The organism is Streptomyces sp. NPDC043738 (assembly GCF_056436545.1).
The window spans coordinates 142,812-156,624 of the sequence record NZ_JBWKCJ010000009.1; the positions used below are offsets into that span (position 1 = coordinate 142,812).

General features: G+C 69.0%; 17 protein-coding genes. 7 read left to right on the forward strand and 10 right to left on the reverse strand.

Going from position 1 to position 13,813, the window contains the following annotated elements; translation table 11 throughout:
- Nucleotides 1–116: 116 nt before the first annotated feature.
- Complete coding sequence (locus AC0680_RS15115) at nt 117–713, reverse strand: recombinase family protein (RefSeq protein WP_478628373.1); 597 nt, start codon at nt 711–713, stop codon at nt 117–119.
- Entirely contained in the window at nt 710–1,651 is a 942-nt protein-coding gene (locus AC0680_RS15120; RefSeq protein WP_478628376.1) for a phosphotriesterase family protein, read from the reverse strand. Before AC0680_RS15120 ends, AC0680_RS15115 begins: the two co-directional genes overlap by 4 nt.
- Nucleotides 1,652–1,795: 144 nt before the next feature.
- On the opposite strand from AC0680_RS15120, the gene AC0680_RS15125 reads away from it, so the two are divergent.
- Nucleotides 1,796–2,413, forward strand: coding sequence for a uridine kinase family protein (locus AC0680_RS15125; protein ID WP_478628378.1), 618 nt, complete (start codon nt 1,796–1,798; stop codon nt 2,411–2,413).
- A 183-nt stretch (nt 2,414–2,596) separates the two neighbouring features.
- Here AC0680_RS15125 and AC0680_RS15130 read toward each other — a convergent pair whose 3' ends face one another.
- The 3 genes from AC0680_RS15130 to AC0680_RS15140 all read right to left on the reverse strand — a co-directional run bounded on the left by AC0680_RS15130 (nt 2,597) and on the right by AC0680_RS15140 (nt 5,575).
- Nucleotides 2,597–2,803, reverse strand: coding sequence for a Tn3 family transposase (locus AC0680_RS15130; RefSeq protein WP_478628381.1), 207 nt, complete (start codon nt 2,801–2,803; stop codon nt 2,597–2,599).
- A gap of 186 nt (nt 2,804–2,989) precedes the next feature.
- Nucleotides 2,990–3,523 carry a GNAT family N-acetyltransferase gene (locus tag AC0680_RS15135; RefSeq protein ID WP_478628382.1) on the reverse strand — a complete coding sequence of 178 codons (534 nt, stop codon included), beginning with the start codon at nt 3,521–3,523 and terminating at the stop codon, nt 2,990–2,992.
- A gap of 141 nt (nt 3,524–3,664) precedes the next feature.
- Nucleotides 3,665–5,575 carry a HEAT repeat domain-containing protein gene (locus tag AC0680_RS15140; RefSeq protein WP_478628384.1) on the reverse strand — a complete coding sequence of 637 codons (1,911 nt, stop codon included), beginning with the start codon at nt 5,573–5,575 and terminating at the stop codon, nt 3,665–3,667.
- Nucleotides 5,576–5,820: 245 nt separating this feature from the next.
- On the opposite strand from AC0680_RS15140, the gene AC0680_RS15145 reads away from it, so the two are divergent.
- The 3 genes from AC0680_RS15145 (at nt 5,821) to AC0680_RS15155 (ending at nt 8,574) form a co-directional block, all read left to right on the forward strand.
- Complete coding sequence (locus AC0680_RS15145; RefSeq protein ID WP_478628386.1) at nt 5,821–6,516, forward strand: hypothetical protein; 696 nt, start codon at nt 5,821–5,823, stop codon at nt 6,514–6,516.
- 113 nt (nt 6,517–6,629) lie between these two features.
- Entirely contained in the window at nt 6,630–7,889 is a 1,260-nt protein-coding gene (locus tag AC0680_RS15150) for a nucleotidyl transferase AbiEii/AbiGii toxin family protein (RefSeq protein ID WP_478628387.1), read from the forward strand.
- A gap of 193 nt (nt 7,890–8,082) precedes the next feature.
- Complete coding sequence (locus AC0680_RS15155; RefSeq protein WP_478628389.1) at nt 8,083–8,574, forward strand: hypothetical protein; 492 nt, start codon at nt 8,083–8,085, stop codon at nt 8,572–8,574.
- A 173-nt stretch (nt 8,575–8,747) separates the two neighbouring features.
- On the opposite strand, the gene AC0680_RS15160 is transcribed toward AC0680_RS15155, so the two are convergent.
- Nucleotides 8,748–9,452: a hypothetical protein gene (locus AC0680_RS15160; protein WP_478628391.1), complete on the reverse strand. Its 705-nt coding sequence runs from the start codon at nt 9,450–9,452 to the stop codon at nt 8,748–8,750.
- A 265-nt stretch (nt 9,453–9,717) separates the two neighbouring features.
- The gene (locus AC0680_RS15165; protein ID WP_478628394.1) at nt 9,718–10,011 is read right to left on the reverse strand and encodes a hypothetical protein; all 294 of its coding nucleotides are present in this window, start codon (nt 10,009–10,011) and stop codon (nt 9,718–9,720) included.
- A gap of 71 nt (nt 10,012–10,082) precedes the next feature.
- Between AC0680_RS15165 and AC0680_RS15170 the strand changes: the two genes are divergently transcribed.
- The 3 genes from AC0680_RS15170 (at nt 10,083) to AC0680_RS15180 (ending at nt 12,197) form a co-directional block, all read left to right on the forward strand.
- Complete coding sequence (locus AC0680_RS15170) at nt 10,083–10,982, forward strand: quinone oxidoreductase family protein (protein ID WP_478628396.1); 900 nt, start codon at nt 10,083–10,085, stop codon at nt 10,980–10,982.
- Nucleotides 10,946–11,053: a hypothetical protein gene (locus tag AC0680_RS15175; RefSeq protein ID WP_478628398.1), complete on the forward strand. Its 108-nt coding sequence runs from the start codon at nt 10,946–10,948 to the stop codon at nt 11,051–11,053. Before AC0680_RS15170 ends, AC0680_RS15175 begins: the two co-directional genes overlap by 37 nt.
- A gap of 679 nt (nt 11,054–11,732) precedes the next feature.
- A complete protein-coding gene (locus AC0680_RS15180) occupies nt 11,733–12,197 on the forward strand; it encodes a hypothetical protein (RefSeq protein WP_478628400.1) in 465 nt (154 codons plus the stop codon).
- Nucleotides 12,198–12,390: 193 nt separating this feature from the next.
- Here the strand turns inward: AC0680_RS15180 and AC0680_RS15185 are convergent, their stop codons facing one another.
- The 3 genes from AC0680_RS15185 to AC0680_RS15195 all read right to left on the reverse strand — a co-directional run bounded on the left by AC0680_RS15185 (nt 12,391) and on the right by AC0680_RS15195 (nt 13,801).
- Nucleotides 12,391–12,630: a hypothetical protein gene (locus AC0680_RS15185; protein ID WP_478628402.1), complete on the reverse strand. Its 240-nt coding sequence runs from the start codon at nt 12,628–12,630 to the stop codon at nt 12,391–12,393.
- A 165-nt stretch (nt 12,631–12,795) separates the two neighbouring features.
- Nucleotides 12,796–13,587: a transposase gene (locus tag AC0680_RS15190; RefSeq protein ID WP_478628404.1), complete on the reverse strand. Its 792-nt coding sequence runs from the start codon at nt 13,585–13,587 to the stop codon at nt 12,796–12,798.
- Nucleotides 13,499–13,801 carry a hypothetical protein gene (locus tag AC0680_RS15195; RefSeq protein ID WP_478628406.1) on the reverse strand — a complete coding sequence of 101 codons (303 nt, stop codon included), beginning with the start codon at nt 13,799–13,801 and terminating at the stop codon, nt 13,499–13,501. Before AC0680_RS15195 ends, AC0680_RS15190 begins: the two co-directional genes overlap by 89 nt.
- Nucleotides 13,802–13,813 lie beyond the last annotated feature (12 nt).

The following is a 13,813-nucleotide window of genomic DNA, read 5'->3' on the forward strand; positions in this document are numbered from 1 at the left end:
CCGACCCGTAAGTTCACGCTGAACAGACTTCGGTTTCCCTCAACCCACGGGCCTCTCCGGGTGTGAGTAGTTGAGGTACGAGAAATCCCGGTGAGAACGGTCTTGCTGGGGCTCGCCTACCTCGTGTGGACTTCGACCTGACGGGGGGCGGCGCTGACGCGCAGTTCGCGCAGGTCGGGGGTGTGGTTGTAGAGGGTGCCCGGGGAGATGCCGAGGAGCTTGGCGACGAGGTGATGGAGCGGCCCTGGTCGGGCAGCAGGTCGCGGGCGGCCTTGATGACTTCCTCGGTGGCGACGGTGGGACGTCCGCCGACTCGGACGCTGGCGCGGGCGGCGGCCAAGCTCTCGTTGGTGCCGATGACGATGAGTTCGCGGATGAACTCGGCGAGGGCGGCGAAGGCGTGGAAGACGAGCCGGCCGCCGGGGGGTGTCGAGGTTCTCGTGCAGCGATGTGAAGCCGATCCCTCGGTCGCGGAGTTCGGCGACCATGTTGATGAGGTCCTGCAGGCTGCGGCCGTAGCGGGCGAGGGAGGGGACCACGAGGGTGTCGCCGGGGTCGAGGAAGGCGTGGCACGCCTTCAGCTCCGGGCGGAGCGCGTTCTTGCCGGACTTCTTGTCCGCGAAGATCTTCCGGCATCCGGCGGCCGTGAGCGCGTCGGAGACGGGAGGGCCAGCCGGCTGCGGTGCGCACTGGTGAGCGATCGAGCTGGTCACACGTGTTCCTTGGTCGGGGCGAGGAGAAAGCGCAAAGGGTTGCGGCGGGTGATCAGGTCGATCATGTCGTCGTCGATGCCTGCCGCGCGTGCCTGGGGCAGGAAGGACCGGAAGAGGTGCCCGTAGCCGTGGCCTCCCTCGGCCTGCAGGTATCGGTGCCGCGAGATGTCACAGCTGAGCAGCGCCCGGTCGGCGTGTCCTGCTTCGAGGAGGGCGAGCAGGAGGCGCAGGCGGGTGGCGTCGTCGGTGTAGTTCGCTTTGCCCACCGTGTCGAACGCGACGTAGGCGCCTGCCGCGGCCAGTTCGCGATGGACGATGGGGTCGTGGAGCAGGTCCTGATGGCCGATGCTCACGCGGTGGGCGGGCAGTCCGGCACTGGTGAGCAGTTCCAGTTGGGCCGGGCCGCCCTGGCCGAGGTGCGCGTGGGTGGCGACGGACAGGCCGGTGGCGGCTGCCGCGCGGGCGGCGGCGGTCAGAACGCGTCGTTCGGCCTTGCTGGGCCGGGCCCCGTGGCTGCCGACCTCGCCGATGACGCCGGGGCGGATACCGGTGTGGGCGATGCCGTGCTCGATCTCGTCCCGGAGGCGCTGCGTGAGCAGGTCGGTGCCGGCGGCGGCGACCTCGGGCGGGTGGAAGGACTGGTGGTACCAGCCGGTGGCGGCGACCACCGCCACCCCCGATGCCCGGGAGATGCGCGTCAGCGCGTGCGGGTCCCGGCCCATGCCCCGGCAGGTCAGCTCGATGACCAGGGCCAGGCCGTACTCCTGGCGAAGGCGTGCCAGCTCGGCGGCGACCGGGGCCGCATGTGCGCCCGGTAGCAGCACGGCGTTGCGGTCGGTCTTCCGTCTGAGGTCCAGGGCCAGGTGTTCGTGGGCCAGCACCGGCCCCTGGACGCACGAGGCCGGAAGCGGGCCGTGGACGGTCTGCACAGGGCGCATGACCGGATCGATTCCCTCCCCCCGGCCTGTGAAGACCACAGGAGCGGATGCTCCACGCCGCCGGTGTGAAGGACACGCCCGCCGGTCGGTCCTGACCACCCAAACAGCTCGCCGGCCAGGGTCGGGGTGGGTAGATCTCCCGCTATGGCACTGAAGCCTCAGCAGATCCACCGCATCACGGCCACCATCACCGCCCGCGCGGTACACGACACGGCCCTGGTGGCGCTCGACGGCCGGGCGGGGTCCGGGAAGACGACACTGGCCACCATCCTGGCCGAACACCTGGGCGGCCCGGACAGGGCCACCGTCATCCACGGTGACGACTACCTACTGCCCAGGCCCCTCCCCGAACGCCTGGCCATGGACACCGTGGCAGGCTACGCCGGCTACTTCGACTGGCCGCGCCTGCGCGACCACGTGCTGGTGCCGCTGTCCGGCCGACCGCCGGCCGGCCGCGCATCCCGTCCCGTCACTGCGGGCACCATCCCACGCGGCAAGATTGTCATCGTCGAAGGTGTCCTGACCGTCCGCCCGGAACTGGCCGCCTACTACGACCTGCGCGTCCTCGTCGACACCTCCGCCGACCTGTGCCTGCGCCGCCTGCACGACCGAGGCCGCACCCCCGAACGCGAAGCCTGGATCACGCGCTGGCGCGCCGTCGAGGAGTACTACCTCACCACCACCCGACTGCACACCCGCGTCGATCTCACCGTCCGCGACGGGTACCCGACAGGCCCCACACCACCCCTTCGCGCCACATGACCGCAGCGCGGCCCTGGAAGCGACCGCACTCACGGCTGTCCATACAGAGCGGTCCAGTGACCTCAATTCACATCAATATTGATCACGCATGTTGACGGCAGGCGACTCCCGAGCCGACGTCGAAACGACATCCACGAGAAGCGACACAGCCAGACGGCCCCCGCCCAGGACACACCCGTCCCTCTACTCCTCGCACTCGCCCAGCTCCCGCAGGGGCCGCAGGGGCCGCAGGGCCCCGTCGCTGTGGAAGCGGATGATGGGGTGGCGGCCCTGGAAGTTGATGTGCTCGTGGACCAGCGGGGACAGGCGTGAGCGGATCTCGGGGGAGATCCTCACGCCCCCGGCCTCCAGTTTCTTGACCGCCGCGTCGATGTACAGCGTGTTCCACACCGTAGCCGGGGCAAATGGCTGAACAGTGGGCGTTCGCGCAGGTAGAACGTTCGCGGTCGTGTCCGATCGCGTGCCCGTCCCCCGCGGAGACGCCCCTGAGGGCCTGGCCGTGGCGGAGCGGGCCCTCACGGCTATCTGGTCAAGGCTCTCAGCCAATGTCTCGTGATGATCCGAGGCTCGGCCGGTTCACGCCTGGAATTCAGTGAGGTCGATGGTGTGAACGCGCAGCGGAAAGCCGTACACCGGGTGTGTCGTCTCGCGTTCCGGCACCATGCCGAGCTTGCGGATGACGTTCTCGGAGGCGTCGTCACCCACCCGGTTGATGCTGATGACACGGTCGAGGCCACGGTCCTGGAGCGCGAACTCCAGCGTGGCTTGGGCGGCTTCGGAAGCGTAACCCTGGCCCCAGAACTGCGAGCCGAGCCGCCAGCTGATCGCCACAGCGGGCATCACCTCTGGCAGGAACTCGGGCACCGACAGACCTGTGAAGCCGGCCAGCTCGCCCGAAGCGAGCAGCTCGACGGCGAATAGGCCGAAGCCCTCTTCGTCCCACTCCTCCTCCCACCGCTCGATCGCCTCCGCGGTGTGGTCCAAGTCGCGCACCGGGCCGTCGTCGACCCAGCGCATGACCCGTGGGTTCGCGTGAATGTCCGCCATCGGCGCAAGGTCGTCGTCATGCCAGCGGCGGAGGAGGAGGCGAGGCGTGCGGATCTCGGTCATGGCGCACATCCTGCCGAAGGCAAGGGCCGCATCGGTAATTGGCATTCGATGTTGCCCGGCCCGCCGGCGCGTGAGGCTGAGCAGATACCGGGTGGGGCGATGTCGGCCCCACCCGCCCCTACCCGGTCGTGCCGCCGTGCCCTACCTCTTGGCCAACCTGGCCTCGATGATGCCGATGGTGTTCCGGGCGCGGGCGCCTACTTCGCCATCGGACCTGGCATGGTCGCGGAGTACGGGCAGCGCCGGGTGAGCGGCGACGCCCATGAAGCCCAGGTTGTCCAGCGCCCCCTGCGGATCGTGCGGGATCTGCTCGACCAATGCACGCCACGCGCCGTCCGCGTCACCGGTGATCCGCCACAGCGCATAGGCCGCGGCCACCCTCACCTCGGCCGGCTCCGCCGCGCCGTCACGCAGACTACGGAGGGCAGCGGCGGCGAGGTGGGCCCGCGGGCCCAGCTGACCCAGCTGGTTGCAGGCGTTGACGTCGAAACGCAGGCCACGGCGGCTCGCGGTACGAAGGGTGTGGCCTCGCCGCGCGAGGACGTCCAGCAGCAGGCGCACCACTTCGTCGTCCGCCGACACGCCGACTCCCCTCAGCGCCCCGATGCCGGACAGCCGGAGCTCCGGGTCCGTTCCGGCGGTGATCCGCCGCAGGGCCGACCTCGCCGACTCCTCGGGCAGCCCGTACCGGCGCAGGAACAGGCAGGACTGGTGCGCCGCCTCCAGATCGTCGTATTCGGGAGGGCCGGTGGCTTCGATGCGTCTGCACAGCCGCTCCAGCGTGCCGATGACCTGAGGGACGGCCTGACCGCCGCCGTGCCATCCATAGGTTTCGGTCAGCAGCGAGCAGACCTCGGCGGACGAGATGTCCTCGGCGAGCCGCTCCTGGAGGTGCGGCCATACCTGGTCGGCCAGGCCCTTGGCCGACCGCAACAGCCCAGTGGGGAGGGTGCCCTGACGGATCCGTTGCCGTATCAACGGCAGACACCGGGGGTCGCCCATCCCCGTGAGAATCGCCAGCGCCTTCTCGAACACGACGGGGTCGGGGACGGGGGCACGCACAATCGTGGCCAAGGCATCGCGATAGCCGTCGTGCAGGCGCAGGCGGGTCGTTTTGAGGGCAGCGCATCGCACGTCGGGATCGGGATGGCCCAGCAGACCCGCGACCGCCGATGCATGACCCCCACAACCCTCGCCGTCCTTGGCGAACAGCCGGTCAGCAGCCTTGACGAGTACGGGGGCCGCGGAGGCCTCGATGCGGCCGTCCCACAGCCCGGGAAGCATGCGGGTCAGCCAGCGGGAGCGCAGCGCGGGGGTGGGGCGGAGCCAGGTGTCGACTCCGTGCACGGGGCCGCGCGGCGCCGGCCCGCTCCATTCCGGGTCGCACCATGCCAGCTCCGCCAGCGCAGCCCCGGCCTCATCGGCGCACCGGGCGAGCGCCTCGACCGCTTCGTCGATCACCGCGTCATCGGTTTCCGGGCTCGGCGGCAGAAGCAGGCCCAGCGCCGCCCCAAGCGCCTCGGCCGGGTCCCCTGCCAGGCAGTGGCGCAGATAATCGCGCACCTGCGGGGTATCCGCGTACCGCCCGAGCGCCAGCAGCAGCCCGAGTCTGACCGGCGCGTCGGGGTCGTGCTCGCTGTGCGCGCGGAGCTCGGGGACGATGTCGTCGGGGAGGGCGTCGGTGTAGGCCAACACCACGGCAAGGATGCGACGCACCGCGGGGTCCGGGTGGGACAGCTGCCCGAGGAGTGCGGGCAGCCCCGCACTGACGGCCAGTGACAACTGCTCCGCCCAGTGGCCGACAAGGAAGAAGCCCTCGGCATCAGGGGCTGTTCCCAGCTCCGCGTTCAGCGCTTCCAGCGCCGCACGACTGCGGCTGCCCGGCTCGTCGAGTTCGACATCGAAGTCCCGGTAGACGACGGAGTGCCAGTCGAAGGCGACAGTGTCGGCACCCGATCCGTCACCTGCTCCCGGCTGGCCCGAGGCGTCAGTAGCCCCGGGGCCTGTCGTGTCAGGAGGCGCGGGGCCCGGCCCGTCGACTGATGAGTTCATGAGTTCATTACCGGACTCTAAGGAGGGAAGCCCCCCGTGAAGGCCTCCGAGGTCGCCGGTCGCAGCGACCCTGTGGAGCGAACGGTGCAGCCCGCTCCACAGGGCACGTCCCCTTCCCCGATGCGCCAGACACCGACGGCTTCGCCCAGCGCCACGTCGAGCAGCAGCGAGGTACAGCCGCCCCGAAAATGGCCCTGAGGCAGCTGTGTGATCATCTCGGGATGAGTGCGAGTGGCAGGACAGCAGTGCCCAGATACAGGCAGGAAGCAGCCAAGAGCCCCGCCTTCGTGGGGGACTTCGAGGTACATCTCACCGTCCGGGACGACGGGGACCACGGGGCGGCCGCAGCGCTGGCCGCATACGCGGCGGCCCACCACCTCAAGTGCACCCACATAGTCCTAGAACAGGGAGATGTACCCTCCCAGCCGATGCTGACGCTGCACCGGTCCGGGACGTATGAAGAGGTCCGGGCCGAAGCGGCCGCAAAAGCAGACGGGCTGCGCTCCGCGGGGTTCGACGTCGTGCGGACGAAGATCGAGGCGGCTCCGTGGACCACGGGCGTACCCAGCACGGACGAGGAAGCCGCAAGGCTCGGCCCCGGCTTCTACTTCGAGCATCACCTCAAGCTGCTGCTGGAGCACGCTGCTCCCCTCGACTCCCTGCGCGACCTCGTCGTCGGGCACGGTGCGCACCTCTCACGGAACGCGCGTCGGGTGCGGTCCGACGACAGGGTCGAGCGGTTCGTGACACAGCGGTGCCGGATGATGGGCCTGACCAGCGCCGGACAGCGGCTGGACGCCTTGTCGGGGCAACTGCGCGCCGCGGGCCAGCGCCTCACCGCCATCGAGCGGGAGTTCGTGGTGTACGACGGGAACCTGGCACTCGACGCCGGCTGGCTGGACGAGGAGTGCACAACGACGGGGGAAGGGATCGACTCGTGACGGGGACCGACGAAACGGGTGCAGCAGCACAGTGGCGGGCGTTCAGGTACGGACCTTGGGAGGACACAGCGGTCGTACCGCGGGTCAGGCCCGACGAGGTGACCCGGGCCGAGATGGATCTGCCCACTACCCTGCTTCCCGTACCGGATGACGGTGTCGTGCAGCGCCCGGTCTTCGACCCAGCGGCCACCCACCATGTCTTCGGGATGCGCCTGGGGGAGCCCGCATTCGCGGACACGGCGATCGGGGAGCGGTGGTACGAGGCGCGGCAGCAGGCCCTGCATCACGTACTGACCGCGCTCTCGCAGTCCCCATGGGCCGACCATCTCGTGCTCCGCGGCAGCATGCTACTCAAGGAGTGGTTCGGGGACGCGGCACGCGAGCCGGGAGACCTCGACTTCGTCGTGGTACCGGAGACCTGGCAGTTGTCGGACGACCGCACGGACCAGATGCTCGACGGCATTGCCACCGCGGCCGAGGCGCTGTCCCACCGCGGCGGGCCCGTACGCCTTGACGCACACGCTGCGATCAGCGACGAGATCTGGTCGTACGACCGAGTGCCGGGCCGGCGGCTGGTCATCCCGTGGACGGCCGAAGCCGACGGGGTCCCGGCGGGCAGCGTACAGCTCGACTTCGTGTTCAACGAGCACCTTCCAGCGCCCGCGGAGCCCACTGAGATCCTCGGGCCGCAGGGCGCCACCCCGGTGGTGGTTCACGCGGCGACCCGTGCGCTGTCGCTCGCCTGGAAGGTGCTCTGGCTGGTGAGCGACCGGCATCCCGAGGGAAAGGACCTCTACGACGCCGTCCTGCTCGCGGAGAGCACCGAGTTGCCGTTCGCCCTTCTGCGCGAGGTGTTCCGAGGCGTGGACGGCGGCTGCTACGACCGCTATCCGGTCCTGCTGCAGACCATCTCCGAAATCGAACGGGACTGGTCCGAGTTCCGCAAGGAGTACCCGCACCGTATCGAGACCATGACATCGGATCCGTACGTCGAGCACACCTACGTCCATCGCCTCGTGACGGCACTGGAGCCGACGTTTGCCTGCGATGACGGCAGTGGCGCCACCGCTGCGTACCAGCAGCGTGCCGCCTGGTTCGCATCGCTGACTTCGGAATGCGCGGCAGTTCTGGCTGAGCACGGCATGGACGCGGTGCAGGACCTGCTGCTGGAGCGGAACATCACGTTCGACAACGCGGTCGTCATCACACGGGAGCTGGCCGGTCGCGACGCATGTGACCTGCGGGATGCAGCCGCAATGGTGTCGGCCTTCCGCAGGGACCATCCGGCTGTCGGCCGGCGGACGTGGCTGCTCGCCGACCCGGATGAGGTGGTGCAGCAGCTGAGCGGCGGCGAGACCGGAACGCCGGCCTGAGCAGAGGGCTTCGCGCCGGCAAGGATTGCCTCACCGACACACCCACTCCGGCCGGCCCGACACCACGCGAACGTGACGTGCCGGTGACGGCCCGCCTTCTGCAGCTCGTCGACGTCCGACAGGGCAGGACGGGCTTCGCGCCGCGCTGATATCGGAGTGCGCAAAGGCCCGGGAGAGTGTCACAGTCACTGCCGTGACCTTGATGAACGTGCTCGTCGACTTCGCCCGAACCGGCCGGATCGGTCCGCTTCACTGCGGAATGCCCCTGGCTGAGGCTGCGGACCTCCTCGGCCCGGGGCGGCCGCACCCCGCCATCCTCATGAAGGGGCCCGACATTGACGGCTACCCGTACTCCTGGGACGGACTCAAGCTGGACGTCACCCAGGGGGCGGTCAGCGGCATCTGGCTCCACCTCTGGCCCGGTTCGACAGCGACACTCCCCGCTCTCGTCCTGCCCGAATCGGAGTCATTCGCGGCCGCCGTGCTCCGCGAGGAACTGGTCACGGCCCTGGACGCCGCAGACTGCGAGCATCACGTCAACGACACCCTCACCTTCGGCCAGCAGTCCAGCATCCTCACCCGGCCCGCTGACGTCTACGCGGTCTTCAGCCTCCCGGGCCGGGACAACCACGTGCCTCACCGAGATCGTCACTACCTCGACGTGATGCACAAGCACTCAGCTTGACATCGCTGATTCCAGCCCGTCACCCGTACACGGGCCGCCACGCCCCGCCCCGTCGCCCTACCAGCAGGCCAGCGCTCCCGGTGAAACCGCGGAGGAGGCCAACGCCGTCACCCTCGGCATCGGCCCCTACAGCGAGTTCGGCGACGACGGGGAAGTCGCGGCGCTGAAGCTGTTCACCCAGAAGCAAGATCCATCACGGAGACCTCCGAAGGCATACAAAAGGAGCCCCGGCGGCTGCCGGGGCTCCAGAAAACAGATACATGTGGGGTGAAGGGATAAAGGGCCCCCACCCGGGATGCTGACCACCCAGAAACCCGAGGGACGGCCGCGATATGACCACCGTGTGTGAAATTGCCCCGGCTGCCGGAGGAGGACCCTGCCGTGCCGGGGTTCCGCAGCACTGAGCGGGTGGGTCTCGGTCTTTGTGCCGCTGGGCGAGCGCCGAGGCGGTCTCGAAGGGGAACGGTGCCTCGATGCGGGTCACGGCGCCCGGAAGGCGTCATCGCCCCGAGGTACCGGCCGCCGTCCAGCTCGCTGCAGATCAGGCGCAGGGCCGGGTCGAACTCCAGGCGCCAGTAGTGCGGCGCGGTCTCCGCGTACAGCAGGGGCTTGAGCTTGCGGCTCATGGTGCTGTTGCCGGGCGAGACGAGCGCGACGACCAGTTGCGCCGCCTCGGCGTCGATGCTGACGCCGTCCTCGGCGGTCGCGCCCGCGTCGGCGACGACGATGTCCCGCACGACCAGCCCGGACGGCAGGATCACGTTGATGGCCTCCAGCACTTCGACCGGCGCGCTGGCGGCGCGGGCGGCCGAGTCCAGGGCGACGTGGAGTCGGAAGCCGGCGCGCTGACCGGCAGCAACGGCCTCAGCCGTTCCCACTCCTCATCCGTGAGATCACCCCGCCCCATGCCCGGACCAACCAACGAGACAGGCGATAGTCCTAGGTGTACTGATCACGAGCGTTGTTAACGGTCGCTGGGCTTGATCATGGCGAAGGCCTCCGGTGTGGTGGAGGTGTCCTCGTCCAGGCCTCGAGGAGCCCGGGACAGTGGCACTAGCAGGTGGTTGCTGACACGGGCACGAGTGACAACCGAGTGGGGGATGGCCGGTCTTCGCCCGTGAGGTGGCAGGGTCCAGCGGGCCGTTACGCCTCCAGCATGCCGGTGACCAGCAGCCGCAGGGACGCCGCAAGCCGTTGAGCCTCTCCCTGCCCCAGCAGGTGCACGATCGGTCCGTTCTGCAGAGCACCAAGCAGGATATGGGCCAGCAACTCGGCGTCCAGGTCGGGGCGTTCCTCGGTGATCAGCGCGCTGATGTGACCGTGCCAGAACCCGTAGACCGAGTGCTGTTCGCGTGAGTCCTCCTGTGTGTCGCGGGGGGCTGTCGCTGCCTGGCCGAGAGCGGCCAGCAGGCCCTTGTTGCGGCCGACTACGTCCACGACCGCGTCGAAGAAGGCCAGCAGCCGTTGCCTGGGCGGGGCTCCCGGGCCCAGCGGCGGGGGGCCGTCCCATGCGACGAATCCGCTACCACTCGTACGGGGGCCCCGAGGTCCTCACCCTGGAAGAAGTCCCCGTGCCCGTCCCAGAGGCAGGGCAGGTGTGCATACGGGCCGAGGCGATCGCCGCCAATTTCGTGGACACCCAGCTCCGGCGCGGAATGGCCCAGACCGAGCTCTATCCGAGGCCTTTACCCAGGCCCCTTACTGGCGACGTGGTGGGCACAGTCGAGGCGGTAGGGCCGGACGCGGATCCGGTCCTGATCGGGCAGCGGGTCGCCGTGGCCTCCGAAGACGCGTTCTGTGACCTCATCCTCGCGGACGCGCGATGGCTCGTCCCGGTACCTGACGGGCTCGACGCGGGCACGGCCAGCGCGCTGCCGATGGTGGCACCGGTGGCCCTGGGCGTGCTGCGCGCCGGGCGGCTGGCGCACGGCGAGACCGTACTGGTTCACTCCGCGGCGGGCGCCATCGGCCACCTCGCTGTGCAGCTCGCGAAGGTACTCGGTGCGGGTACGGTCATCGCCACGGCCAGTACGGCTGCCAAGCTGGACTTCGCTCGCGCCCACGGCGCCGACATCGGCGTCAACTACACCGATGATGACTGGCCGGAGCAGGTCCGCACGGCCGTACCGGGCGGCGTGGACGTCGTCCTCGACGCGGCCGGCGGCGACATCCTGAGCCGCAGCCTGGACGTACTGGCCCCGTACGGACGGCTGGTGACGTATGGAGCCGCAAGCGGCGAGCTCGGCAGCATCCCCGTCACCGGTCTGTTCGCCCTGAGATCCGTCATGGGGTACTCCCTCATAGCCGCGCATGCGGCTGACGCCGAGCGTGCCGGGACCTGGCTGAACTTACCGAGTACGCGGCCCAGGGGTTGCTACGTACAGCGGTCCACGCCCGGCTGCCGCTGACCGAGACGGCCGAGGTGCATCGGCTGCTGGAGAGCCGTGCACAGCTGGGCCGCATACTGGTCGTCCCGTAGGGCGGCCGGACCGGTACGAACGCTCATTGTCACGGCTGACAAACAGCGAGCACCAAGCGCAGCTACACGCCTGCATGCATCAGGGATGCATCCGCCACAGCAAGCGACAGAACAGGGGTTCAGACGCCGGCTCTGACACCTGCCGCTACTTACTACCGACGGCCCGCCCTGACGAGCGGCTGGCCGTCCCGCGTTTGTGGCCATGCCAGTGCCGTCATCTCTCATCGACATTCACGGGTCCATTGATCATCAGGTGACTCCGGAACCTGGCGACAAACGCTGTTCTTCGTCAGGCTCTGGTCCACTTCTTGTGGTGCGGTCACTCGCTGTCGGATCCGAAGCCGAGTTCCTGCGGCAGGTATTCCCAGGCGATCCCGGTGTGCAGCACGAACAGACGAGAAATACGCGGGTATCAGGATCAGCGACCGAGGAATGACCAGCGCCGTTTCCTACGCGGCGTAGGTTCCGGCTCGATCTCTCGCGGCGCGGGGCGATCCGGTCCGGCTTCAGCCCCACCTTGTCGGGGTGCACAGAAGCGGCCGGCGCGTTACTGCTGGTCGCCGCTAACCTGCTCGGTCTCGGCCTGGTCGGTGCCACCGTGGTCGAAGACGTCCAGGACCAGACCGTGACTGTGCCGGATACCGGGGCGGGCGACTGAACGAGCGGATACGGTTCCCCCATGACGAAAACTGCCCGGACCATGAAACGTACGGGAACCCTCGTCGCGGCAGCCGCCGTGACCGCGCTCGCCTTCCCCGCCCAGGCCCACGCCGCTGCCGTCGCCTGCGGCGGCGGGGTCTCGACGCAGAACATCGGCGCCCGGGGCTGTATTTCCGCCGAACGCTGGAAGGACGGGGGGATCTTCTGGCGCGACATCACCGCCCACGCCCTCATCACCAACTCCCGCTCCCACGCCTCATGGGTCGAGTACGAGGCGTACCTCCAGGCGGGCGGCGGCGACTGGGTGAAAATGGGCAGCGGCCGGACCATCGTGGAGCGGCGTTCCACGGTCGGCCCGATCGCCATCGCCTCCAAGTCCCGCATCTGTGACACGGTCAAAGCCACGATCCGCGTCCACGTGAGGCCGGCGGGGGGCGCCTGGTCGAACTGGTCCAGCGCGGCGACCTCGCAGTGCCAGACCTGACGCTGCCAGACCTCGCACACCGCAGCGCCCCCGCCTCCGCGACCAGGAGGACGGGGGCTCTCGTGTTTTCTGCGGGGGACTCATGCGGCCACGGGACGCCTGTGCAGTTCCTTCGCCGCCTTCGCGGTCTCCCGCTTCAGACGCGCCTCGAACTCCTCGCGTGTCTCTACCCGCAGCCGGTCCGGGTACCGCTTCATCGGAACCTCCTCCCCAACGCCGCGAACCGCGCAGCGATGGCGTCACGGTCCATGTCGACCTTCCCCGGCACCCGGGACAGGAACCAGTCGGCATACCAGCGGACCGGCGCCCGATGCAGCACCTCGTCCGCCCCCTTCTGATCGGTGGCAGCCGCGTTCGCCCGCGCCCGCGCATCCCTGCGCACTGCGCACACCTCGGCGACCGCCTCCGCGTCCTGCCCGATCCGCTGAGGCATCTGACGGTGGCGCCCCGCAGCGATGTCCCCCAGCCGCTGCTCCAGCCGTGCCGCATCAAAAAACCTTTGCCCCGCTGTAACGTGACGCGCGGTTCGGCTTCTGGTCCGGGGTTATGTGCGTGACCGCGGGCTCTGGCCCACTTCGTGCGGTCGTGTGACTCTCGGTCACGCCAGCAGGACTCGTTTGCGGAGGAGTTCAAATCCTGCGCGGCCGAACATCTGACGCTTAAGCATCTTGATCCGGCTGACGTGGCCTTCCACGACTCCGGAGTTCCAGGGAAGCGTGAGGCCGGCGATGACGGTGTCGAGGTCGCGTTCAAGGCGCTGGGCGAAGTGCCGGAGACTAGGCAGGTCGGCAGCAGAGGTGACCGCTTCGATCCAGGTCGGCAACTGGTCGCCCTGGAGGTGAGCGACCATATGGCCGAAGGAACGCACGTGCCCGGAGAGTGCGGTGAGTTCGTGGCAGTTGACCAGGACGGCTTTGAGCTGGATCCGGTCCTTCGGGCAGGGCGTCGGGGTGGGTGAGGAGCCGGCGTGTGACGGCGCGGGCCGAAGGCGGGCGAGGAACCACTGGTTGGGGCTTGCCGCGGAGATTCCTGCTGACGTAGTCGCGGACGCCTGCGTAGCCGCGGGGACAGCCCTGTTCCTTGATCTCCTCCCATAGTTTCCAGGCGTTGGTGCAGCCTTCCTGCCAGCGCTGACGTTCACATCCGCCGCGCCACAGGACGATCCGTTGAGGTGACATCCTTGCCGGATGCTCCTGCCCTCTACTTCCCCGCAGACCCAGCGACTTGAGTGCGTCCGCATCGAAGACCCCACGGGGTCCCACCAGTGGACCGGCGTTCCTGGAACGACCGCCGGAACGTGGCTAGGCAAGGAAGCTCTGGGGATCCTCGACCTCGTGGCCGATCTGCCGACGGGCGACGTCATGCGCTGCTTCATGCCCGGATACGGCATCCGAGCGCACAACGCCGATCAGGTCCTCTTCGAGATCGCCTTCTGCTTCCAGTGCCACAACGCACTCATCCTCCAGCCCGCCCCTTACAAGCGACGTGGCCTCGTCGGCTTCAACGCCGATAGCCGGCGTGCCCAAGACCTCCTGGCGCTGTTTAATGCCCTTTGATGCCCTTCGGCTGAGCAGCAGGACTCCCGTCGCCATCGCCAGGCCCAAGGGGAGGAGCCC

Bases quoted from the DNA above. Each gene is read 5' to 3' on its own strand.
- AC0680_RS15120 (WP_478628376.1), bottom strand. From the start codon at position 1,651: ATGCGCCCTGTGCAGACCGTCCACGGCCCGCTTCCGGCCTCGTGCGTC.
- AC0680_RS15125 (WP_478628378.1), top strand. From the start codon at position 1,796: ATGGCACTGAAGCCTCAGCAGATCCACCGCATCACGGCCACCATCACC.
- AC0680_RS15135 (WP_478628382.1), bottom strand. From the start codon at position 3,523: ATGACCGAGATCCGCACGCCTCGCCTCCTCCTCCGCCGCTGGCATGAC.
- AC0680_RS15140 (WP_478628384.1), bottom strand. From the start codon at position 5,575: ATGAACTCATCAGTCGACGGGCCGGGCCCCGCGCCTCCTGACACGACA.
- AC0680_RS15150 (WP_478628387.1), top strand. From the start codon at position 6,630: ATGGATCTGCCCACTACCCTGCTTCCCGTACCGGATGACGGTGTCGTG.
- AC0680_RS15170 (WP_478628396.1), top strand. From the start codon at position 10,083: ATGCGACGAATCCGCTACCACTCGTACGGGGGCCCCGAGGTCCTCACC.
- AC0680_RS15180 (WP_478628400.1), top strand. From the start codon at position 11,733: ATGACGAAAACTGCCCGGACCATGAAACGTACGGGAACCCTCGTCGCG.
- AC0680_RS15185 (WP_478628402.1), bottom strand. From the start codon at position 12,630: ATGCCTCAGCGGATCGGGCAGGACGCGGAGGCGGTCGCCGAGGTGTGC.
- AC0680_RS15190 (WP_478628404.1), bottom strand. From the start codon at position 13,587: ATGCCGTATCCGGGCATGAAGCAGCGCATGACGTCGCCCGTCGGCAGA.